The organism is Streptomyces roseofulvus, from assembly GCF_039534915.1.
Classification (GTDB): Bacteria; Actinomycetota; Actinomycetes; order Streptomycetales; family Streptomycetaceae; genus Streptomyces; species Streptomyces roseofulvus.
Map to the genome: position 1 here is coordinate 738966 of NZ_BAAAWE010000001.1, position 22620 is coordinate 761585.

The 22620-nt window shown below is 70.8% G+C and carries 10 protein-coding genes and 3 pseudogenes; 7 read left to right on the plus strand and 6 right to left on the minus strand.

The annotated features are described in order from the left end of the window. Positions 1 to 445: 445 nt before the first annotated feature. Positions 446 to 617: pseudogene (locus ABFY03_RS03490) on the plus strand (IS5/IS1182 family transposase); the annotation flags it as partial. Positions 618 to 630: 13 nt separating this feature from the next. Here ABFY03_RS03490 and ABFY03_RS03495 read toward each other — a convergent pair. Genes ABFY03_RS03495 through ABFY03_RS37885 form a run of 3 tightly spaced genes read right to left on the minus strand, consistent with a single transcriptional unit; the run spans position 631 to position 4966 of the window. Further along, positions 631 to 3573, minus strand: coding sequence for a tetratricopeptide repeat protein (locus ABFY03_RS03495; RefSeq protein WP_346169128.1), 2943 nt, complete (start codon positions 3571 to 3573; stop codon positions 631 to 633). Then, entirely contained in the window at positions 3570 to 4007 is a 438-nt protein-coding gene (locus ABFY03_RS03500) for a hypothetical protein (protein ID WP_346169129.1), read from the minus strand. Before ABFY03_RS03500 ends, ABFY03_RS03495 begins: the two co-directional genes overlap by 4 nt. 11 nt (positions 4008 to 4018) lie before the next feature. Next, positions 4019 to 4966, minus strand: coding sequence for a 4Fe-4S binding protein (locus ABFY03_RS37885; protein ID WP_386723761.1), 948 nt, complete (start codon positions 4964 to 4966; stop codon positions 4019 to 4021). 325 nt (positions 4967 to 5291) lie between these two features. Between ABFY03_RS37885 and ABFY03_RS03510 the strand changes: the two genes are divergently transcribed. Then, positions 5292 to 5504: a hypothetical protein gene (locus ABFY03_RS03510; RefSeq protein ID WP_346169130.1), complete on the plus strand. Its 213-nt coding sequence runs from the start codon at positions 5292 to 5294 to the stop codon at positions 5502 to 5504. A gap of 84 nt (positions 5505 to 5588) precedes the next feature. Here the strand turns inward: ABFY03_RS03510 and ABFY03_RS03515 are convergent, their stop codons facing one another. Continuing rightward, a complete protein-coding gene (locus ABFY03_RS03515; RefSeq protein WP_346169131.1) occupies positions 5589 to 6107 on the minus strand; it encodes a flavodoxin domain-containing protein in 519 nt (172 codons plus the stop codon). A 6-nt stretch (positions 6108 to 6113) separates the two neighbouring features. Beyond that, on the minus strand, positions 6114 to 6446 hold the full coding sequence (locus ABFY03_RS03520) for a GYD domain-containing protein (protein ID WP_319012621.1): 333 nt from the start codon (positions 6444 to 6446) through the stop codon (positions 6114 to 6116). Positions 6447 to 7653: 1207 nt separating this feature from the next. Between ABFY03_RS03520 and ABFY03_RS03525 the strand changes: the two genes are divergently transcribed. Both ABFY03_RS03525 and ABFY03_RS03530 read left to right on the plus strand, forming a co-directional pair. Further along, on the plus strand, positions 7654 to 11226 hold the full coding sequence (locus ABFY03_RS03525) for a LamG-like jellyroll fold domain-containing protein (protein WP_346169132.1): 3573 nt from the start codon (positions 7654 to 7656) through the stop codon (positions 11224 to 11226). Between the two features lie 194 nt (positions 11227 to 11420). After that, entirely contained in the window at positions 11421 to 17504 is a 6084-nt protein-coding gene (locus tag ABFY03_RS03530) for an RHS repeat-associated core domain-containing protein (RefSeq protein WP_346169133.1), read from the plus strand. A gap of 410 nt (positions 17505 to 17914) precedes the next feature. Here the strand turns inward: ABFY03_RS03530 and ABFY03_RS03535 are convergent. Beyond that, positions 17915 to 18136: pseudogene (locus tag ABFY03_RS03535) on the minus strand (IS5/IS1182 family transposase); the annotation flags it as partial. A gap of 263 nt (positions 18137 to 18399) precedes the next feature. Here ABFY03_RS03535 and ABFY03_RS03540 point away from each other — a divergent pair. From ABFY03_RS03540 to ABFY03_RS03550, 3 genes and pseudogenes are all read left to right on the plus strand, one after another. After that, positions 18400 to 20463, plus strand: a complete 2064-nt coding sequence (locus ABFY03_RS03540) for a carbohydrate binding domain-containing protein (RefSeq protein ID WP_346169134.1) — start codon at positions 18400 to 18402, stop codon at positions 20461 to 20463. A gap of 754 nt (positions 20464 to 21217) precedes the next feature. Next, a pseudogene (locus ABFY03_RS03545) lies at positions 21218 to 21918 on the plus strand (transposase family protein). Between the two features lie 204 nt (positions 21919 to 22122). Beyond that, a complete protein-coding gene (locus ABFY03_RS03550) occupies positions 22123 to 22488 on the plus strand; it encodes a hypothetical protein (RefSeq protein WP_319012624.1) in 366 nt (121 codons plus the stop codon). The last annotated feature ends 132 nt before the right edge of the window (positions 22489 to 22620 follow it).

Here is a 22620-nt window from a genome sequence, read left to right on the forward strand (position 1 = left end):
ACACCATAGTTCGGGTGCTGGGAGTGCGGGCGACCACCATGCGCAGGTTCTCCGAAGCAGACGAACACATTCCGGACAGCGGTTTGCACCTGCCACCGGAGGGTGTCAGATATGACTTCCTCTGCCCCGGTTTGACGACGGGGTTCTCACTCCGGTGCTGGTTCGGTGCTGACTGCGGAGCGTTGAGCCCGGGGATTCGGACACGGATCGGATGGCCATGGGTGAGCAGACGCGTGTGGCCGACGGTCTCCGTCGAGGACTGCCGGTCTCACGTCTCATCGACCGGCGTCAGGCGGCCGCCAAGAGCGCGTCGAACCCCAGGGGAGGAGTCAGCTCAGCCTCCCGGGTGAAGACGGCGTCCGTGAGGTTCCTCAGCCGCCCCAGCCACTCGGCCATGTCCGACACGGGCACGCCCTTGGAAGGACCGGCCGAGGCGACCTTGGCCCTCTCCGCAGGTGGGCAAGCGGTCAACCGGTTCCACGCACAGATCCGGGCCTTCGTCGAGCAGGTCGTCCCTCGAGTCCTGGCGAGCCCCGCGCGAACCACGGTGCTCGACCACCCGAGTCACCAGCCTCGTCCCAGCCGCCCTCACCTTGCGTCTGACCAGCTCAGAGCGAGGACGGAAAAGGCTCACAGCACTACTGTCCGCGTGCGCAGGCCCCAGCGGAGACGTCGGGCCTCACGTCGGCTGGCACGCGCCTCGTGGCGCAGGCCGGCCGCTTTCTGGCGGGCGGCCAGCATGTAGAGGTGGTCGATGAGGTGACCGCGGTACTGTCCGGGGTCCGATGCCGCGAGTTGCCGGTCGGCCTCCACGGCGCGCTCGAACGCTCCGACGGCCTCCAGCCGTCGGTCAGCCCGCCCATGTGCCAGACCGATCAACACGTAGGTGTTGCTGAGCAGGTACCGGTGCCCTGTGCCGTAGGGGATCATGCGCCGGTACAGATCGGCGATCTCCTCCAGCAAGGGGATCTCAGCCGCGCCTTCCCGCCGCAGGGCGGCTTCGAGGCGAGGCAGGAGATGGGCGCCGTATCCACGCGCGTCGTGACGGGCGATGTGACGGAACACCGCCAGTTCCACGGCGTCCACGACCTCCTCCCACTCCTGACGGTGATACTCGACGTGAGGGAGATGGCGGCTGGAGGCAGGCGGCGCGTAGGCGAGCTGGTTCGCCTCGTCCCGTACCGTACGGGCGGCCGAGTGACGGCCCGCCGCCTCAAGCGCGTCGGCGTGGACACGCAGGGACTGGACGAGGTCGTCCGTCAGCGGGAACGGATTCGCTTTGGCCCGCCGCCGGTTGATGTCCACCGCGCGGGCACTCGCCCCCACCGCCCACCTTCGCCAATCGACCTCGGACAGCATTTCCGGGCTCATTCTCAGCAGGAAACGTGCCAGGTTGGTCAGGGCGGTCGACAAAGGACCCTCGCGTACAGGAAGCCCCTTGCGGGTTTTGCGGTCGAGGAGGAGGACCGCCGCGTGCGTCGCAGCGAGGGCGGCCGGTTCCCTCAACGCTGCCATCAGGGTGACACCGACGTTGAGGAACTGGAGACCCAGCGTGTCCTCGTAGACCCCGGGATGCTCATGGACGAGTTGGGTGACCAGTTCCAGCGCCTCGGTCTGCGCGCGCAGTGCCTCCATGTCCCGTCCGCACTGGCGCAGTACGGCCGCGTGGCCGGCAAGGGCGTCGGACAACCAGTAGCGCTGATCGTCCTGGTGGTGGATCCGTGTCGGTCTGCGCCTGAGCTCGACCGCGCGGCGGCCCGCCTCCTCCGCCTCCGGCAGCCGGTCGAGGTGGTTGAGAAGACCGCACAAGCTGTGCAGTGCCCTCGCGAGGTCCGGCGTGAACACCTCCGCATGCCGCGCCGCCAGGGTCTCGTACAGTGCGACGGCCTTCTCGGTGGCTGCGAGCGCCTCCAGCAGCCGTCCGGCCCCCGTCAGCGCGAACGCGAGCGACTCGTACGCCGCGGCGTGCCGGTCCGGGTCGTCGGAGGTCGCCGTCCAGTGGGGGAACAGTCGTTCCACGAGGGCGGTACGGGGTGGGTCGAATTCGGCGCTCTCGTGCCTGGGCAGCTCTGCCTCGATGTCCTCCAGCAGCTTGGTGTCGATGTCGTCGAGGGCCAGCAGGGTGCTGAGCGCCGGCCCCCCGGCGGCCGCGGCGAGCCAGGGGGCCTGCCGCAACAGCGGGTACACATGGCCGTGGCGCAGATGCGGCCAGCGCGCGGCCGAGGCGGCCAGGAAGGTCAGCGCCCGCGGTGCCCACGGCGCCGGCCGCTCGTGCGGGCCGTGTGGCAGCAGCGTGCCGAGGACCGCTGGGGCCCACGGCGCGGACGGGTAGGCGGTCTCCGCGGTGTGCCCGGGGAGGGTGAGGGCGAGGAAGTCCTCGGCGAGCCGGTCGGGCAGCAGCGGCTCGAAGACGGCGCCCCGGTGGGGATCGGCAGGCGGATAGCAGACGGTGTGGTCCGCGACGGTCCGCTCGGCGGAGTGCGTCACGGCCGGAGCGTTCGCGGCCACGCGGCTGACGACGTCGAGAGCGGTCTGCCGGGGAAGCGGTCCGGTGAGGGTGGCGGCGAACACCGTCCGGTTCATCACCTCGGGCGCAGTGGCCCACACTCGCCCGACCGCGGCCGAGCGGCGGCCCGCGTCCTGGGTGTGGAGCCGGGTCCAATGCGCCCTCTCCCGGTTGAGGAGGTACGTGACCAGGAACGCGGCGTCCGTGGGCGGGGCTTCACCTCTCACCAGCGCGTCGACCGCCACCAGGGCGGCCATGTGGACGCTGAGCGTCAGCCCGAAGTCGTCGTCCTCCAGGGGCATCGGCGGAGGCACCCGCGCGGCGAAGGCCGGACCGTGCTCCGCTTCGTGGACGGCGGCGAAGGCGTCACGGGCGGCGCGGAACATCTCCGCCCGGAGTCCGCTGCCGTCCCCGCCCGGCAGCGGACCGAGGAGCCGGGTGGAGGTGGCGGCCTGCACGTCGCTGAGCGTGGCCTGCACGGCCGGCCACATGTCGGAGGAACGGGCGAGCATCAGCACACGAGTCGGCAGAGCCGGCCGGTGAAGCAACCGGTTGCTCAACATCCAGGTCAGGTGCGGCAGGGGCCAGTGGTCGGCGTAGTCGACGACGAGGAGGAGCCCGGGGGCGCCGTCGGTCCGCAGGTCGACGCTCTCGTCTGCGGTCGGCGGAGCCAGCACGTTGCCGGGTCCGTGGACCGCCCTGACCACCTTCCAGCCGTCGGCGAGGGTCTCCCGCGCGAAGGCGGCCGCGAGACGGCTCTTGCCCTGCCCTCCGGGACCCTGCAGCCACCGGACAGCCAGTCTGCGCCCCGAGTCGCGCCAGGCACGCAGGTCGGCGAGCTCCTCGGCCCGCCCCGTGAACGGCACGATCTCGTGCCGGGCGCTGAGCATGCGGCTGGGCAGCTCGCGCAGCCACTCCGGATCGGCTTCCGGAACGGCACGCCAGTTCTCCAGGACGTAGACAGGCAGTCCGTCCACGTAGACATGGATGTCACCGTCGACCACCGCGTACGCGAAGCCGCCCTCGGCGCTGACGTGCTGGCGTGCGGATGGGTCCCGACCGCTCACGCCGGGGCGTCCCCGGAGGCCGGCTGGTGGTGGACGTGGATGCTGCTGCCGGGGCCCTGTGCCCCGAACGCGGCACCGCCCGCGCGAGCGACGACGTGCTGGGACCACGTGTCCCCCTCCCGAGGCGCGGTGTCGTCCCCGACGAGGGCTCGCAGTTCCTCGGCGGCTTCGGGGTGGTCCCGCAGGAGTGCGGCAAGCCTGCGCGCCCAGGGGCGTACCAAGTCATCGCGCACACCGTCGGCGTCGTCCCCCTCGCCCAGGACGAGTTCGGCGTCACCGTCCAACTGGGCGCGCACCACCGCACCCTGGTCTTCGTCACGGCACCGGAACAGGTCCACGACACGGTCCCGAGTGCCTTCCCACACACTGGTGGCCATCGCGGCCACGACAGTGGTGGCCCCCGTCATGGCCAGGATCGTCATCGGGTCGGACATCAGGGCCTCCGTCACTCACTGCTCATGCTCGTATCCGTAGTGAATCGCATCCGTCCCGTGCTGATGGGTGAAACAGGCCAATCACCTGGGCCCTCCTCCGTCGAAACGGCGACGGGTCGTGGGATCAGCCGGGAAACAGAACGGGCAGTGATCTGCGGAGACCGCCTGAAGGTCGTTCGTCCGCGGGCCCCGCGACAAGGCCGCCTGGTTCGCCTTCGGCCGCTGCGGCGACGAGCCGACGTGCCCAGGACGGCCCTCAGATCCACTCGGTGGCGAGGCTGGGGCAGCGCTGCTCTCCGCGCCCGTGGGGCTGGGCCCCGCCACGGCGCGTGGGCGGCTGTCTCCCGGTCCTGCCTCCCGCCTCGCAGGGAGGGTCCGGCGAACGAGTATGGCTGCCCCCGCGTGCAGCTCTGCTCCCTGCACCCGCGGGGATCGTCCCGCGTCGGTGGCGCGGGCGGAGGAGATCGCGGCGACCGCGTCGGGGCCACCGCCCCGAACGGCGGCGCGCAGCCCTCGGCGACCCTGGCGATCACTTCGTCCCAACCGGCGGGGCTGAGGACACCGTTCTCACGGACCAAGGGCTCGGTGAGACGTTCGGCCGACTCGAGGTATCCGTAAGCGAAACGGCCCTTGACGCAGGCGTAACCCCGGTTGACGGGGCCGTCCCCGGAGGGCAGCACGGAGGCAACTCGGTCCTCGCGGACGACGACGTCGAGGGCGCAGCCGACCCCGCAGTAGCCGCAGATCGTGCGTACGCGGTCGGCGGGGGCCCGCCGGGAGGTGAGGCCCCGGCCGGGGCCCGGCTGGGTGATAGCCCCCGTGGGGCAGGTGTCGACGCAGCCGCCGCAGGACACGCAGTCGGAGGTGGCCCAGGGGCCGCCGGTTCCCGGGGCGACGACCGTGTCGGCACCGCGGCCGGTGAGGGTGAGCGCGAACGTGCCCTGGACGTCGGAGCACATCCGAACGCAGCGGCCGCACACGATGCACAAGTCGCGGTCGAGATGGACGTACGGATGGCTGTCGTCCCGCCCGCGCGTGGAACCGCCGGCGGCCGCCTCCGCCGGGATCCCCAAGACCCGGCACCCCTGGGCGAGTTCACTGTGCGCGCTGTCGGCGAGTGCGTGGGGCGGGAGTGCCGCGGCGATCAGGCACCGCGTCCCGGCGCAGGGTCCGCAGGCCCTCGTCGGCGGTGTCGACGCATCCTGCGGGCCCTCGGCTTCCGGGCGCGGACCCTGCAGCCGTCCTTCCTGGGGGAAAGCGCCTTCGTCGCGGTGGCGGGAAATCGTGCTCGGATCCCTGCCGGGCGTGCTGACGACCTGGCTGATGAACCGGAACAGCGCAGCATTCGAAAGCCTCGAAGGAGGGTTCCCGGTCGAACGGGCCAGCGTCGGCGGCCTGGCGGCGGCCACCTTCGTCGCGTCGCTCCTGGCCACCATCGGACCAGCACGGCGCGCGGCGGCCATCCGCCCGGCCCTCGCGGTCCGCGTCACCGAATGACGGGCAACCCAGGACAGTTCATCCGGCCCACTCTATGGTGAGGCGCCGCCGTCACGACATCCCCTTCTCAGCGCACCGCCATCGTCAGGCTTCGAGCTCCCGAGCGATGTCATCCGCCCAGGCGTCGATCGCCGCCCCATCCCTGTGGTCCCCGTAGCGGCAGCCAAGCAACCGGAACAACAACGCACCCTTCCGGTCGAGGTGCTCGCGCCGGATCACGCCCGAGAAGCGCCGATGGTCCCGAGGACGGACGACCTCGACGAGAGCGGCGATGCGCGGCTGCACCTTGCGTTCGGCGAGTCGGCGCAACGGCCCGGGCAGAGCCGCGGCCATGCCGACGCTGAACATCCAGGTCGGCTGATCGCCCATGCGATCGGCGTTGCTTCTGACGAAGCCCTCCGCCGCCGGCAGCCAGGCGCCGTCATGGACCGCACTGCCCAGCACGAGCGCGTCGCCCGGCAAGGGCCGCTGCCCCTCGGAGGACGTGGGCAGCGCTTGGATCTCCACATGATGCCCCCTCAGGCGCAACCGCTCACCGATCCGGTCGGCGATCTCCTGGGTGGAGTGATGCTCAGACGCGTAGAGCACCCGGACGGAGACCATGGCGACTCACCGCTCCGCGCCAGGAGGCCGGTACCGGACGTGCCCGGCTCTGCCCAGGGCCTCCAGTGTTTCATCGACGGTCAGGAGAACGGTCGTCTCGAACGAGCTGAGCGCGCCGCCCCCACTGATCGCCAGCGCGACCGCAGCCATGGACACGTTGTTCGGAGCTTCCCACAGGTTGTAACCGTCGTGGGTACCGAAGGCGTACCAGAAGCCGTGGAGCTTCCCGCCGACGGACTCGATGTACGACCGAGCGGCCTCGGCGCGGTCCTCGGGGTGCCCGATCAGCCGTGCCCAGGTCTCCGGCGCGTAGCTGAACCTCGACAGATAGAGCGGCATCGGTCTCTCCTTCGTTTCCCGCAGGGATGCCCGCACCGGGGTGAGGAGGCGCGGATGTGGCCCGCAGGTCCCCCGAACAGCCGGACACGATGACCGCCACAGCTCATCTCGACGGCGAGTGTGCGGCCTGGACCGTGCGCAAAGCCCACTTCGCTCCCTCGGGGCGCGCTGGATCGAGGCATGCTCCGTGGCGACCTTTCGGCTCGCCTCTCGCTGGTGTGTCGACGCGCCGCCGCCACGGGCCAACGGTCGGAGGTCCACTCCGCGCCGACCAAGATCCGGGCCATACGTGGACCAGCCGCCTGCCGCTTGGTCAATTCGTGCCTGACCCCGCTGGTCAGCGGCCATGCGAGGCGTGTACCACCGTCAGACGAAGAACATCCTCCAGAGTTACTGCCCCAAGAAGCTCGGGTTCTTCCAGGAAAGCGACATCGGGTGTCTGGAGGTGGCGGCCTCTCCAGGCGCCTGGCGCGACGCTGCCGACTGCTCTGGTCACCAGGCTCACCGTCCGTGACCTGTCGGAGTCGCCCCAGATGACGAAGATCGTCGATACGGGTGGTTTAGTGCCCGATCAAGTCACCGACACCTCCCTCCCGGTTACGTTGAGTGACGCATGGTCATGTCGGTGTCGGCGCAGTCTGGGCGGCGGGAGAGTTTGGGTGTGCACACGGTTCGGCTCGGCTTCGTTCATGTCCTGCTGACACTGCTCGTCGTCGTCGGACAGGATCCATCGTCCGCCACCGTGGCAGATGGTGGGCGTCCCACCGCGGCGGTACCGGCCGGTTCCGGGCCGGCGGCCGCCTCGGCGCGGGCCCGGTCGACCGGTCGGCAGGCGGAGGTGCTCGGCGAACGAACGCCGACCGCTCAGGTCTTCGCCAATCCGGACGGGACCTTCACCCTCGAGCAGCACCTACGCCCGGTCCGGGCGCGTGACGAGTCCGGCTGGCGGAACCTGGACACCACCTTGCGTGCCCGGTCCGACGGGTCGGTCACCCCGGTGGCGGCGGCCGCCGCCCTCGAGTTCTCGGGCGGTGGCACCGGCCCACTCGTTCGCTACTCGACCGCCGGCAGGCGATTGGAGCTGGGCTGGCCGACACCCCTGCCCCGACCTGAACTGGCTGGGGACACCGCCACCTATCGCGCCGTCCTGCCCGGTGTGGACCTGAGCCTACGGGCGACCGCAGACGGGTTCTCGCACGCACTCGTCGTGCGTGACCGCTCGGCGGCACTCAACCCGGCGCTGGCGGAGATCCGGTTCGGGCTGCGGACCGAGGGGCTCGCCGTCACCGTCGATGCCGCCGGCAACCTCACCGCCGCCGAGGAGAACGGTCGGCCGGTCCTCCGCGCGCCCGCACCACAGATGTGGGACGCGCCGGGGAAAGATCCCGCAGGTCCGCAGGTCGAGGGCAAGACCTCCGCCACCGGCCGACGGGTGACCATGCCGGTGAAGGTGGCCGGGACGACACTCACCCTCTTCCCCGACACGAAGCTGCTGGCCGACCCGCGGACCCGGTTCCCGGTCACCATCGACCCTGAATGGTCGTCGGGCCCGGGCGGATGGGCGCTGGTCTACGGCGTTCCGGACGGATACCGGGACCAGTCGTACTGGCTGGGGGACGGAGACGGCATCGCCAAGGTCGGATACAGCACGTGGGAACGACCGACGGTGCTCGCCCGGTCGTTCTTCCAGTACGATCTGCGGGCTCTGGCCGGCAAGCAGGTCGTGCGGGCGGAGTTCAACGCCTTCGCATCCCATGCGCCCTCGTGCTCACCTCGAGGTGTCCAGTTGTGGCAGACCGGTGTGGTCGAGCCGTGGACGACATGGGAGAACCAGCCGCCCGGCATCCGCCACCTGGGCACCCACCATGTGGCCCACGGCTACTCGGCATCCTGCCCGGCCAACTGGATCGGCTTCGACGTCACCCCTGCCGCGGTCGACGCCGTGGGCGGCGGGTCGTTCGTGACGCTGATGCTGCGGGCCGAGGACGAGGGCGACCGGTACGCCTGGAAGAAGTTCAGCCCCGACCCGACACTGATCGTCACCTACAACTCCCTCCCCGACCAGCCGGAGCACCTGTCCGCCGGAGATCTCGGCTGCGGGCTGCAGCCCCACGAGCCGTACACGAGAAGCGCCACCCCCACCCTGCGGGCCACCCTCGCGGATCCCGACCGTGGGCCGCTGGCGGCGGAGTTCGAGTGGTGGGTGCGCGGTGACCACCGGGTGGACTCCCGGACGACGGTGATGCAGGAGTCCGGCACGCCGTTCTCGGTGTCCATCCCGCCCGGGACGTTCGCGGACGGGAGCAGGATCGGCTGGCGGGTACGGGGCTGGGACGGCCGGGCGCACGGCCCCTGGTCGCAGTGGTGCGACCTGACGGTCGACCAGACGCCACCGGACAAGCAGCCGGTGGTCACGTCCACCGTCTACCCACCGGACACGCTGGGCGGCGGTGTGGGCCAGACCGGCGGCTTCACGCTGTCGACCGACGGCGACCCGGACATCGTGCGGTTCCGGTACGGCCTGGTCACTCCCCCGACCAAGGAGGCGGCGGTGGTGGACGGAAAGGCCCAGGTGGAGGTGACGCCCGGCCGGGGAGAACCGCACGACCTGTACGTCGTCGGCATCGACCGGGCCGGCAACGAAAGCCGCCCGACGACGTACCACTTCCTCGTCCGCACCACACGCTTCCCACCGGTTCATCACTGGCGGATGGACGGCCGTCTGCCCGCCACCAGGGTCCCGGACGCCGTCGGATCCGGGGCGGACGGGACCCTTACGCCCGGCCCGACGGCCTGGACCACCGGGCGGGAGGGGGACGCCGTGCACTTCGACGGCCTCACCGGTCACCTCGCCATGGGCGAGCGGTCCACCGTGCACACCGGAGGCAGCTTCTCGGTCGCCGCCTGGGTGAGGCTGGACCGGCTCGACGGGCCTTGGCGGACGGCGGTCAGCCAGGACGGCGACCGCGCCAGCGGGTTCTACCTGCAGTACCGCAGTGACACCCGGCAGTGGGCATTCACGGTCCCTGTATCGGACATCGACCACTTCGGCGGCGACCGGGTGTCGTCGGACATTCCCGTCCGCGCGGGTGTGTGGACCCACCTCGCCGGGGTGTACGACGCGGGCGAACAGCTGATCAAGCTCTACGTCGACGGCAGGTTCGCCGGGCAGGCCGAGCACCGTACCAGGTGGCACGCGAGCGGCCAGGTGCAGATCGGCCGCGGCCGGTTCAACGGTGTACCGGTCGACCCCTGGCCCGGTGCGCTCGACGAGGTCCGGCTCTACGACCGGGTACTGAGTGACGGCCGGGTCTCCGTGGGGGACCGGGTCGCGGTCGACAGCGACATCCACGCACTCGCCACCAGACCGTCGGTGGAGGAGGGACGCTGGACCTTCGAGGAGAACACCGCCGAGAGCACCGCCGACTCTTCCGGCATGCGCCGGCACGGCGAGCCCCACGGCGGCGCCGTCTGGAGGCCCGGGCACGGAGACGGCAGCGCGGTGGCCCTCGACGGAGTCGACGACCACGTCGGCACCAGCGGGGCGGCGGTGCGCACGGACGGCAGTTTCACCGTCAGCGCCCGGGTCCGGCCGAGCGGGCAGGGCATGACCACGATGACGGCGGTCAGCCAGGACGGAGACCGTGTCAGCGGGTTCCGGCTCCGCTACGACGGTCCGCGCCGGCGGTGGGCGTTCACTACCACCGGGTCCGATGCCGACGACCCGCTCCGCTACGAGGCCTCCGCCCCGGCCGGCGCGGCGTCCGGCGCATGGACCCATCTCGCCGGGGTGTACGACGCCTCTGCCGGTGAACTGCGGCTGTACGTGAACGGCACGCTTCAGGCGGTGGGGCGGGCCGGGGAGCACTGGCACGCCTCGGGCGCGTTGCGGATCGGCCGGGCCAAGGAGCGGGGAACCGCGGCGGAGCACTGGGCTGGATCGATCGACGACGTCCGGGTGCACTCCGGCGTGCGGACGGCAGGGCAGATCGAGGAGGAGGCGGAGGACCCGCGGGAGGGGCGTCCCTTCGCCCGGGACGGGCTGAACCGCTATCTCGGCCACAACGGCGAGCACGTCACCACCGGCGGTCCGGCCAGCGGCGGCCTCGCCCCGCCCGGCTATCACATGGAGCACGAACTGGGCTGGTTCGCACCGGCGGGCGCACCGGACACCGCGCTGCTCTACTCGTGTCTGACGGGTGAGGACCAGTTCACCTCCGTGGACCCCCAGTGCGAGGGACACCGCCGTCTGGCTGTCCTCGGTCCGGTGTATCGCAACGCGCCGGCCGACGAGGCGACCGTGGCGCTGTACCGGTGCCGCACGTCGGCCGGCGAGCACTTCGACTCCTGGCACCCCGGCTGCGAGGGCCAGGAGACCGAGTTCCGTCTCGGGCATGTGCGGGCGTACGCACCGCTGGTGCGCCATGTGCAGCCGGACCGTCCCGGCGACCACTGGAGCAGCGTGGGCGGTGTCCCGGCCGGCTACCGGGCGGAGGGACGCATCGGTGTGCTCTCCCTGGTCGAACGGCCCGACACGCGGCCCCTGTACGCGTGTCTGGACGGCTCCGACGCGTTCAGTTCGCTCTCGGCGGACTGCGAGGGGGCGCGGCAGGTCCGGCTGCTCGGATGGATCCGGACCCGGGCGCTCCCAGACGACACGGGTTACGAGCTCAGACGCTGCCGGGTGACCGCCACGGGTGAGCGCTTCGACTCGACCGACGCTTCGTGCGAGGGCCAGACCGTCGACATGCCGCTGGGGCACCTGTTGCGTCGGCTCTGAACACCAGCCTCTTTCCACCGTTGTCGGGTGGCGAGCCGGCGTCGCGGCCGCCCGACCGCCGACTGCTCCCCCTCCCCGACTGCTGACCACTGACTGCGGACCGAACGCTGGATCGGAGTATCACGATGGACGGGCTCGTCTCTCAACGCAGACCGTGGACGTGGCGCCGCGCCCGCGCGACCGTGCTGGCAGCCATGGTGCTGAGCTCCCTGCTCGCCGCCCTGCCCGCGGAAGCCGCGCCGCCGCGCGCGGACAGAGCCGGACGCGGGACCCCCAGCCCCGTGCAGCACGACGCCCCGGTCGAGGTCACCCCGGTGGGGGTGCGGCCGATCGCCCCGGATCCGGCCGCCGCGGCACAGTGGACGGGAACCCCGTCCGTGAGCTGGCCGGCCGCCGAAACAGCCGACGTGGACCTGACGGCCTGGCTTCCGGGCCGTCCGTCCGGTGCCGTGCAGGCGGGCCGGACGCCGGTGTGGATCGGCGGCGTCGACCCCGCGCTCGACGCGTCCTCGCCCGCCCGGGTCGGCGTCACGGTCCTCTCCCGGGAGACGGCGGCCGCCGCCGGCCTGCCCGCCGCCCTGCTGTTCGACCTCCGCGCAAAGGGTGGCGGGCGGAGCGCCGCTCGGGTGGCCGTGGAGGTGGACTACTCCTCGTTCCGCCATGCCTTCGGCGGCGACTGGGCCTCCCGGCTTCGGCTGGCCGCCCTCCCGTCCTGCGCGAGCCGCACGCCCGGACGCGCGGAGTGCCGCACCCTGACACCTGTGCCCACGCGCAACGATCTCAAGGCGGGCCGGGTGGCAGCGGAGCTGGACCTCCACGGCCCCTCGACCCGGGTCGCCCTGGCGGCCGCCCCCGAGGGCGCGACCGGCGACTACAAGGCCACTCCCCTGGCGCCGTCGGCCCACTGGCAGGTGTCGGCGAACAGCGGGACGTTCACCTGGACCTACCCGATGCGCGTTCCCCCGGTTCCCGGCGGCTTGCACCCCTCGGTATCGCTGAGCTACTCGACCGGCACGGTCGACGGCCGGGTGGCCGCGGCCAACAACCAGCCCTCCTGGGTAGGCGAGGGCTGGGACCTCTGGCCCGGCTACATCACGCGCTCGTTCGCCTCCTGTGCCAACGACACGACCGACGAGCGGAAGAAGACCGGCGACCAGTGCTGGGCCGGCGACCACCACGTGTCGATGGTGAACGGAGGCCGGGCGACGGAGTTCGTCCATGACGCGTCGGGGGCCTGGCGGCCGAAGGACGACGACGGTTCGCGGATCGAACTGCTCACCGGGGCCTCCAACGACGACCGGTTCGGCGAGCACTGGAAGGTGACCAGCCCGGACGGCACCCAGTACTTCTTCGGGTCCCGGCCGGAGCGCCAGTCCACGTGGACGGTCCCGGTGTTCGGCAACGACGCGGGCGAGCCGTGCCACACCGATACGTTCGCGTCCTCGTGGTGCCAGCGGGCGTGGCGCTGGAACCTCGACCACGTCGTGGACCGGCACGGCGGCACGATCTCGTACCACTACCGCAAGGAGACCAACTCCTACGGCCTGAACATGGCCAAGGGGAAGGCGGAGTACACCAGAGGCGGCCAGTTGGAGCGCGTCGAGTACGGCACCGGGGAGGGCGTGGAGGGGCCTGCCCCCGCCCGTGTCCTGTTCGAGGTGGCCGACCGGTGCGCACCGGACGCGGACTGCGGGCAGCACACCTCGCAGAGCTACCCCGACGTGCCCTGGGACCAGAACTGCGCCGCGACGGCCGCGTCCTGCCCGGAGAAGTACTCGCCCACCTTCTGGACGACGAAGCGGCTGGCCAAAGTGACCACCCAGGTGCGCAGCGGCTCCGGCTACGCCGATGTCGACTCGTGGTCGCTGCGCCACCTCTTCCCGCTGCCGGGTGACAGGACCAGCCCGGCCCTGTGGCTGAGTGACGTCACCCACACGGGGGTGGCCGGCGGACGCGTGAGCATGCCGCCGGTCGAGTTCCACGGAGCGGCGCTGGCCAACCGGGTCGACTCCGCTCCGGACGGGCTTCCGCCGCTGAACAAGTTCCGCCTCCACGCGGTGCACAACGAGGCAGGTGGCGTGTTGAGTCTGGGCTACGCACCGCCGGACTGCCGTCCCTCGGCCCTGCCCACCGCCGAGACGAACACACTGCGATGCTTCCCGGTGAACTGGGCCCATGACCAGGGGCAGGCGAGGGACGACTGGTTCCACAAGTACGTCGTCGCGCAGGTGGTGCAGACGGACCGGGTGGGGGGCGCGCCCAGCCAGGTGACCACCTACGAGTATCTCGACGGCGGGGCGTGGCACTACAACGACAACGAACTGATCCCGCGGGAACGCCGGACGTGGTCCCAGTGGCGTGGCTACGAACGGGTGCTGGAGCGCAAGGGGGACCCGACCGACGCCGGCGTGGTCCGCACCGAGAAGGAGTACCGCTACTTCCGCGGCATGCACGGAGACCGGCTCAACCCGGCCGGAGGTACCAAGCCTCCCGTGCTGCTGGAGGACACGGACGGCCGCCGGGTGGAGGACACCGACGGGCTGCAGGGTTTCCTCCGCGGCGAGATCACCCGACGCGGACCGGGCGGCCCGGTGGTCACCGACGTCATCACGGACGCCTGGCGCAAGCAGACCGCCGCCCGTGTCGGGCAGACCGCGGCGATGGTCCGGCCGGGCCGGGTGGTCACCAAGACCGCGCTGGACGAGGGCCGGTGGCGGCGTGCCGAAGTGCACACCCGCTATGACGAGCACGGTCTGGTCTCGGAGACCGACGACCTCGGGGACACGGCTACGGCCGCCGACGACCGCTGTGTGCGCACCGGGTACGTCCGTAACACGTCGCGGTGGCTGCTGTCCCTGGTGAGCCGTAAGGAGACGGTGGCCGTCTCGTGCGGCACCAACGCCCGCTACCCCGAGCACGCCGTGTCGGACGAGCGCACGTTCTACGACGGAGCGGCGTGGGGCGCCCCACCGACCACCGGTGACCCGACCAGGACCGAGCGGGTCGTCTCCTACCGTGACGGCGTCCCCGAGTACGCCGTCAAGGAGCAGGCCCGGCACGACGTCCACGGCCGGCCGGTGGAGACCACCGACGCACTCGGACATCGGACCACCACCGTCTACGAGCCCACGACCGGACCGGCGAACCGCACGACCGTCACCGATCCGCTGGGCCACACGACCACCACCGCCCTGCGGGTCGAGTGGGGCGAGCCGCAGACCGTCACCGATGCGAACGGCCGCCGCACCGATCTGTCGCACGACCCGCTGGGCCGGCTGACCGCAGTGTGGAAACCGGGCCGAGACAAGGGTTCCGAAGGTCCGCACCTGCGGTTCCAGTACCTCCTGCGCAAGGACGGGGCGAGCGCGGTCACGACCGAGAAGCTCGTCGGCTCCGGGGACTACACCTCGCAGGTCGCCCTCTACGACGGCCTGCTGAGGCCGCGCCAGACACAGAAGGCGGCCTGGGGCGGCGGCCGGGTGGTCACCGACACGCTGTACGATTCGCGCGGCCTGGCCGTGCACACCAACAATCCGTACAACACGACCGGCGCTCAGGGCCCCGACCTGGTGAAGGCCGATCCCATCGCAGTCCCGTCACAGGTGCTCACCGAGTACGACGGAGCCGAGCGGGTGACCGCCTCGGTGACCAAGACCCCCGACCGCGAGTGGCGGACCGTCACCCGGCACCACGGGGACCACACGGACGTCGTCCCGCCGGCGGGCGGCACCACCACGTCCACGTACGTCGACGCCAGGGGCCGCACCACCCAGCTGCGCCAGTTCCACGGCACGGAGCCGCTCGGCGCCCACGACACCACGAGCTACACCTACGCCAAGGGCGGCGAGGTCGAGACGGTCACCGACGCCGCGGGCAACGTGCTGCGCTACGTCCACGACCTGTCCGGCCTCCGCATCGAGGCACACGACCCCGACAAGGGCACCACCCGGATGACGTACGACAACGCCGGGCAGCTGCGCACTCGTACCGACTCGCGCGGGAAGACGACCGTCCACTCCTACGACGCCCTGGGACGACGCACCGCCGTCCGTTCGGGCTCGGAGAACGGCCCGCTCCTCGCGGAGTGGACGTACGACACCGTCCCCGACGACAGCGGGCGCCCCCTCAAGGGCCTGCTCGCCTCCTCCGTCCGTCACACCGACGAGGGTGCCTACCGCACCGTCGTGACCGGGTACGACGCGGGGAACCGGACCACCGGCACGGTCCTGACCCTGCCCGAGGGCGAGGCAGGCCTGCCTCGCAGCTACGAGACGGTCACCGCCTACCACCCCGACGGCAGCCTCGCCAGCCGGCGCCTGCCACAGGTCGGCGACCTGCCCGCGGAGACCCTGGTGTACCGCTACGACGCCCTCGGTCTGCTCAAGACGCTGACCTCTTCGGCCGGCCAGTACATCAAGAACATGCACTACACGGCGTTCGGCGAGCCGGCCCGCCTGTCGCAAGGTCCAGACGGCGGTTCGCTGTGGCAGAGCACGTACTACGAGCCCGGCACGCGCAGGGTCGAGCGCACGCTGACGGAGCGGGAGAGCGGATCGCTCAGGGTGGACGAGACGACCTACGGCTACGACCCGGTCGGCAACGTGACCCGGATCCGCAGCGACTCGCCGGACGGCCTGGACACCCAGTGCTTCGTCCACGACCATCTGCGGCGCACGAAGGAGGCGTGGACACCGGCCGGTGACTGCCAGGGCGCGCCGGGGAGCACCGTCGGCGGGCCCGCGCCCTACTGGGCCGGCTTCACCTATGACCCCGCGGGCAACCGGCGCACCGAGACCCGGCACGGCCTCGCAGGTGCGACCGACACCGTCCGGACCTACCACTACCCCGAGCCGGGCACGGCCCAGCCGCACACCGTCCGGTCGGTGACCACGACCGGACCGAAGGGCGGCCCGGCCTCGGGCTCGGCAGCCCCCGTCGAGGAGGTCTACGCGTACAGCCCCACCGGAGCGACCACACTGCGCCCCGGTCCTTCCGGGAGGGCGCAGAAGCTGACGTGGGACGTGGAGGACCGGCTGACGACCGTGGAAGAGGACGGGCGGACGGCGTCGTACGTCTACGACACCGAAGGAACCCGGCTGATCACCCGGGACGTCGGCGGGCGCACCCTTCACCTGCCCGTCGGGGAACTGCGCGCCGACACCACCGGCGGCCGGCTGCGCGGTACCCGTTACTACGCGGACGGCAAGGACCGGATCATCGCCGTCCGGGTCGGGACGCGGGTCAGTTACCAGGTCAGCGACCTGCATGGGACGGGGACCGTCGCCGTCGACGCGGTGACGCTGGCGCCGACCCGCCGGAGGCTCGACCCGTTCGGGCTTCCCCGGCGGGTCGCCGCCGGGCCGGACACCGTACAGCCGGCCCTGCCGGGTCGACGGGGTTTCGTGGGCGGTACCGAGGACGCCGTCACCGGGCTCACCCGCCTCGGTGCCCGCGACTACGACCCAGGGACCGGCAAGTTCCTGTCGGTCGATCCGATGGTCAATCCGATGGACCCGCAGTCCCTGAACGGCTTCGCCTATGCGAACAACAACCCGGCCAGTTTCAACGACAGCACCGGTCTGTCGGTCTGCGCGCTGGTCGACTCGCCCGGTGGTGCCCGCTGCATCAACACCGGTCTGACCCGTCCGCCGCTGAGGATCGAGAACGTGCCTCCGTCGTCGACGTACGGTCACAGGTGCCTCGGGCCGTTGCGCTGCGACAACCCCCTGGACAGGAAGCCAGGCGGCTTCGGCCGCATGGATCTGTGCTCGGAGAGGGCGTCGACGTCCTCCGCGGGCTGCGCCGCCATGCGCGACCGCGACCGAGAGGCGAGGCAGGAGGCCGAGAAGCAGCGGCGCGCCCGTGAGGTGGCCGAGCGGCGCGAGGCCGCCCGTCGGAACATGCAGGGAAGCGTGATGGAGTGCACGTCCTTCTCCGTCTCGCTCTTCATCGTCGGGTTCGGGTTCGAGTACTGCAGTGGCCATGACGCCGCCGGACCCGGCGGGAGCTTCTCCGTCAAGGTGTCGGGCGGTTGGGGACTACCCGGCGTCAGCGTCGCCAAGATGGTCAAGGGCAGCGAGGGTGGCATCGACGAACCCGGGACCCTGACCATCAGCAAGGACCTCTCCGCGACCACCGGCCACCTGGGCGTCGGGATCGACGGCTCCGTCACCACGTCGACGCGCGACGGCACCCTCACGGGAGGAACCGGAGTGTCGTGGGGAATCGGAGGCCCACGGGTATCGGCCGGCGTCGAGTTCGGTTGGAGCTTCCGCTGACGGATGCCATCGACGCACGCCACGGCGGTCCGCCCGCGAGCACGAGCCTTCGCCGATCGGCTCGCGCGCGAGCGACGCCGGGCCGTCCACCTCAGGTCCGCTACCCTCCCACCGCAAGCCCGACAACCAGCCCCGACACCGGCAGGACGCCGTCACGACCGGCCGGGCCGGCCACAACGGCGTGCTGTTCGCCATGTGCCTCGACCTGTCGGCACCACCGCCGCTGCGTCTCGTACCGACTCGCGAGCACCTCAGGGCTTGCTCCGACCCGAGCGCTCGAAGGGGACGCCGCCGAGCGTCGGGGCCGGTGCGGTGACGACGGGGAGGCGGTGCACCACCTGGCGGCGGCGTACCTGCGCCTCTGTGAGCGGGACCCGGAAAGGAAGCCACACAGTGAGCTTTTTCCAACCTCACACCGGGGCGTGTTGAGGGACGAGGACGGCCGGGACGATCGCGGTGATGCGGCTGGTGCTGCAGCGGAGCTTTCGTAGGAGGCGCCGGCCCTTCAGGGGGGTCGTGGTCTGTTCGCTGAGGCAGCGGATCTTGGCGTGGGTGTTGTTGTGTCGGTGCTGCCGCCGTTCGAGGCGGTGGCAGCGGAAGGGTACTCGGATGCGGCCACCGGCTTCTTGATACGCCTTGTCGGCCCGGCAGGGGAGCCGGGTTTCTGGAACTTGCGTGCACCTCGGCCCAGTTCCTCGGGCTCAGGCGGTTCGGCGGCACGGTTCCTGATCCGGTGTCGGTGACCGAAATGGTCGTGTCGGAGGTCTTGACCCGGTGCGGCGGGCACCCCTAACTTTCAGACGCTTGCTGAAAGTTACAGCAATGTTTTGCTGAACGAGGGACTCGTAACCTCCGCGACCCATATCCCCACCCCCACCCCTTCGGGAGCCGCCGCATGAGCTCGACCGCACCTGCCCCAAAACGAACCACCGCCGCCCTGGCGGGCGCCGGCCTGATCCTGGGCCTGACCACCGCCCTGACTGCGTCCGCCCAGTCGGCGGTGGCCGCGCCGACCGCCAACGGCGACAAGAAGGTCACCGCCGTCCTGTTCGAGTGGAACTTCGACTCCATCGCCCGCGAGTGCACCCGCACCCTCGGCCCCAAGGGCTACGGGTTCGTGCAGGTCTCCCCGCCCCAGGAGCGCATCCAGGGCAGCGCCTGGTGGACCGCCTACCAGCCGGTCAGCTACAAGATCGCCGGACCGCTCGGCGACCGCACCGCCTTCAAGAACATGGTCGACACCTGCCATGGCGCGGGCGTGAAGGTCGTCGTCGACGCCGTGATCAACCACATGACGTCCGGCTCGGGCACCGGCACCGCCGGAACGCAGTACGGCAAGTACAACTACCCCGGCACCTACGGGGACGCGGACTTCAACAGCTGCCGCCGCCCCATCGGCAGCAACTACTCCGACCGCTACAACGTCCAGCACTGCGAACTCGGCGAGACCGGACAGCCCTCCCTCTCCGACCTCAAGACCAGCAGCGACTACGTGCGCGGCAGGATCGCCGGATACCTCAACGACCTGCTGTCGCTGGGTGTCGACGGCTTCCGCATGGACGCCGTCAAGCACATACCGGCCGACGATCTCGCCGCCATCCGCGGCAAGCTCACCGATCAGGGCGTGCACTGGATGCAGGAGGCCATCCACGGCGCGGGCGAGGCCGTCTCGCCCGGCGAGTACCTGGCCACCGGCGACGTCCAGGAGTTCCGCTACACCACGGACCTGAAGCGGATCCTGTCCGGCGAGAAGCTGTCCTACCTGAAGAACTTCGGCGAGGCCTGGGGCTACATGCCCTCCGGCAAGAGCGGCAGCATGGTCGCCAACCACGACACCGAACGCAACGGCTCCAGCCTGAGCTACCGCGACGGCGCCAACTACACGCTCGCTCACGTCTTCATGCTCGCCCACCCCTACGGCGCCCCGTCCGTCCACTCCGGTTACGAGTTCGCCAACCGGGACGCCGGCGCCCCCAACGGGGGTAATGTCCAGGCCTGTTACAGCGACGGCTGGAGCTGCCAGCACGCCTGGCGCCAGATCGCCAACATGGTGGCCTTCCGCAACGTGTCCGAGGGCACCGGCCTGACCAACTGGTGGGACAACGGCAACAACGCCATCGCCTTCGGCCGCAGCACCAAGGCGTTCATCGCCGTCAACCACGAGGGCGGCTCGCTCACCCAGACCTTCCAGACCTCCCTCCCGGCCGGTACCTACTGCGACGTCCAGCACGGCGACCCGACCACGAGCGGCGGCTGCACCGGCACCACGTACACCGTCGGCACGGACGGCAAGTTCACCGCCACCATCGGCAGCAACGACGCCGTCGCCCTCCACATCGGCGCGAAGGCCCCGGACAAGCCGGGCGACAACACGGCCACCGTCTACTACAGCACCGACAAGAACTGGTCGGCCTACAACATCCACTACGCTCCGACCGGCGGCACCTGGACCACCTCGCCCGGAGCCGCCATGGAGAGCGCGTGCACAGGCTGGGTGAAGAAGAGCATCACCCTCGGCTCCGCCACCGGCCTCAAGGCGGCCTTCAACAACGGCTCCGGCACCTGGGACAGCAACAACGGCGCCGACTACACCCTCGGCACCGGCGACGTCACCGTCAAGAACGGCACCGTCGGCACGGGTAACCCCTGCGGCGTCCAGCAGACCGAGACTGGCGCGTCCTTCGCGGTCACCGCCACCACCGTACCCGGCCAGAACATCTACGTCGTCGGGAACAACGCGGTCCTCGGCAACTGGGCGCCCGGCGCTGCCCTCAAGCTCGACCCCGCTGCCTACCCGGTGTGGAAGCTCGACGTGAAGCTGCCTGCCGGCACGTCCTTCGAGTACAAGTACATCCGCAAGGACGCCACCGGCAACGTCACCTGGGAGAGCGGCGCCAACCGCACCGCCACCGTCCCCACCGACGGCAAGATCACGCTGAGCGACACCTGGCGCAACTGACCCTCTCGCACCGTGGGTGGGTACCGGCCGACGCCGGTACCCACCCACGGTGCAGGGGACCACACCGCCCGCAACAGTGCTCGCGAGCATCCCGCTCCGTGTTCGCCCAGGGTCCCGGAACGCATCCGGCCGCCCACCGAGGCCGACGTGCGAAGCATGGGGCGCAGACGGGCTGCCACCGCCCGGACACGTCCGTCACGTGCGGGGATGACGCCCGCGCCGACGGCCGAGCCAGCGGCAGCGGTCCGCTCGATCGCCCATCTGCGTCGCCGGAGTTGTCTCGACGACGTGACAACGTCCCCGAACCGGAGGGCGCGGCGGCAGACCACGCGTCGACAGGACGCCCATACCCGCCGGACTCATGAAGTCGCGCCGTTGAGCGGCTCGCCAATAGCGGCCTGGCCACGGGTTGCCCGGCCGACGGTGTCCAGTACGCAGACACACCGACCCGAGACCTCATGGCGCGTTCCACGTTCCGTCACCGCTTCTTCACGATCTCTCCGTAGCGGCCTTCCTCGCCTACCTGCCTGGTCAGGCTCCACCCAGCGGCGCGTCCGTCCACCAGGCGGGGCGCGCCGTCGAAGACCCGCCCGATGGGCAGTCCGGCCCAGCCCCGGCGAGCTTGGTGACGTGTTCCACCTCACGAAGGCCCGACGAGCAGCCAGCCCCCTCTTGCCCAGCCGACAGGACTCCATCGAGGAGATGGCCTTCCAAACGGTTCGCCGGGGTCGCAGCGGACGGCAATCCGCTCCGCTTGCCGTCACCACCGCCGCGCGATCGGCTCCGGTGGCGCCGCCTGAGCGCCGGCCGTCAGGCCCTGCTCACCCTTGCCCATCTGCGGACGGGGCACACCTATGCCCAACTCGCCACCGGGTTCGGCGTCGGTACCACGACGGCATTCCGCTACGTCACCGAGGCGGTCGAGCTCCTGGCCGCTCGCGCCCCGAGCCTGACCGACGCGGTGCGGGCCGCTTCGGTGAAGGCGTACCTGATCCTGGACGGCCCACTCCTTCCCATCGACCGCATGGCCGCGGACCGGCCGTTCCACTCCGGGAAACACAAGAAGCACGGCATGAGCGTGAAGGTCATCGCCGATCCCTTGGGCCGGCTGCTATGGGCCTCACCCGCGCTGCCCGGAGCCGTCCACGACCTCCGCGCGGCCCGCGAACACGGCATCCTCGACGCGCTCGCCGAGGCCGGCATACGGTAGTGGGCCGGCAAGGGCTACCGAGGTGCCGGCGGCACGGTCCGTATCCCGTGCTGGGGGCGGTGGGAGAACCTCTCGGCAGGCCAGAAGGCCGCGAACCATCCCACACGAAGATCTGGGCCCTCGTTGAACAGGCAGTCGCCACCCCCAAAGCCTGGTGACTCCTGCGCAAACTGCGATGCTCGACCACCCGCATCACCAGCCTTGTACGGGCCGTCCTCACCCTGCATCTGACCAGCTCAGAGTGAAGATGGAAAAGGCTCAGCGGTTGGAGGCCCGAGTGCCGGGAGTTTTCGCAGGGCTGGTGTGAGAGCTGGTAGGGCTCTCGACTGAGTCGGCCGTCGTCGTGGCCTGATCCCCGAGACCGGAAACAGACTGTTACGACTCGCGGACACACCGTAGAAACGGGCTGTCGTTTTCCACTGATCGTTTTCCGGTCCAAGGAGCCCAACATGCCCCGTTTCCGCACGACCACCATGATTCTCGCTGCTGCCGCGATGGTCACCCTTGCCGCCGCGCCCGCCCAGGCGGCCCCCGGTGACGTGACGACCACCTGCGCGAGCACCGCTACGCCGTACGGCTACGTCGACGTCAGCTGGGGGTACAGCGCCAGCTGCGGCACCCAGAACTTCAACCCGAACATCAAGCAGATAAAGCAGCTCACCGGCCTGCCCATAGGCACCGTCGTCCAGGCCTGTGGGTCCACCTACTACCCGGCCGGCTGGGTCCAGACCAGTTCCTACTACTCCAGTTCCTGCGTCGCGTGGCCCAACTCCGGTTTCAACAACAACGCCTGGACCCTCAAGCGCGTCTCCTGATCGCGGTCGGAACCCGTCGCCCTCCGGCTCGAACCAGCACGCTCTGCTCCCGTGCTGGTTCTCACCGCTCGCGACACGGAAAGACGCAGGTCCTAGCCCTGATCGAATGAGTCGTCGTACCACTCGATGGTG

Excerpts from the sequence above, each read along its gene's own strand:
- ABFY03_RS03500 (WP_346169129.1), bottom strand. The coding sequence starts at position 4,007 with ATGTCCGACCCGATGACGATCCTGGCCATGACGGGGGCCACCACTGTC.
- ABFY03_RS37885 (WP_386723761.1), bottom strand. The coding sequence starts at position 4,966 with ATGTGCTCCGACGTCCAGGGCACGTTCGCGCTCACCCTCACCGGCCGC.
- ABFY03_RS03515 (WP_346169131.1), bottom strand. The coding sequence starts at position 6,107 with ATGGTCTCCGTCCGGGTGCTCTACGCGTCTGAGCATCACTCCACCCAG.
- ABFY03_RS03520 (WP_319012621.1), bottom strand. The coding sequence starts at position 6,446 with ATGCCGCTCTATCTGTCGAGGTTCAGCTACGCGCCGGAGACCTGGGCA.
- ABFY03_RS03530 (WP_346169133.1), top strand. The coding sequence starts at position 11,421 with ATGGTGCTGAGCTCCCTGCTCGCCGCCCTGCCCGCGGAAGCCGCGCCG.
- ABFY03_RS03540 (WP_346169134.1), top strand. The coding sequence starts at position 18,400 with ATGAGCTCGACCGCACCTGCCCCAAAACGAACCACCGCCGCCCTGGCG.
- ABFY03_RS03550 (WP_319012624.1), top strand. The coding sequence starts at position 22,123 with ATGCCCCGTTTCCGCACGACCACCATGATTCTCGCTGCTGCCGCGATG.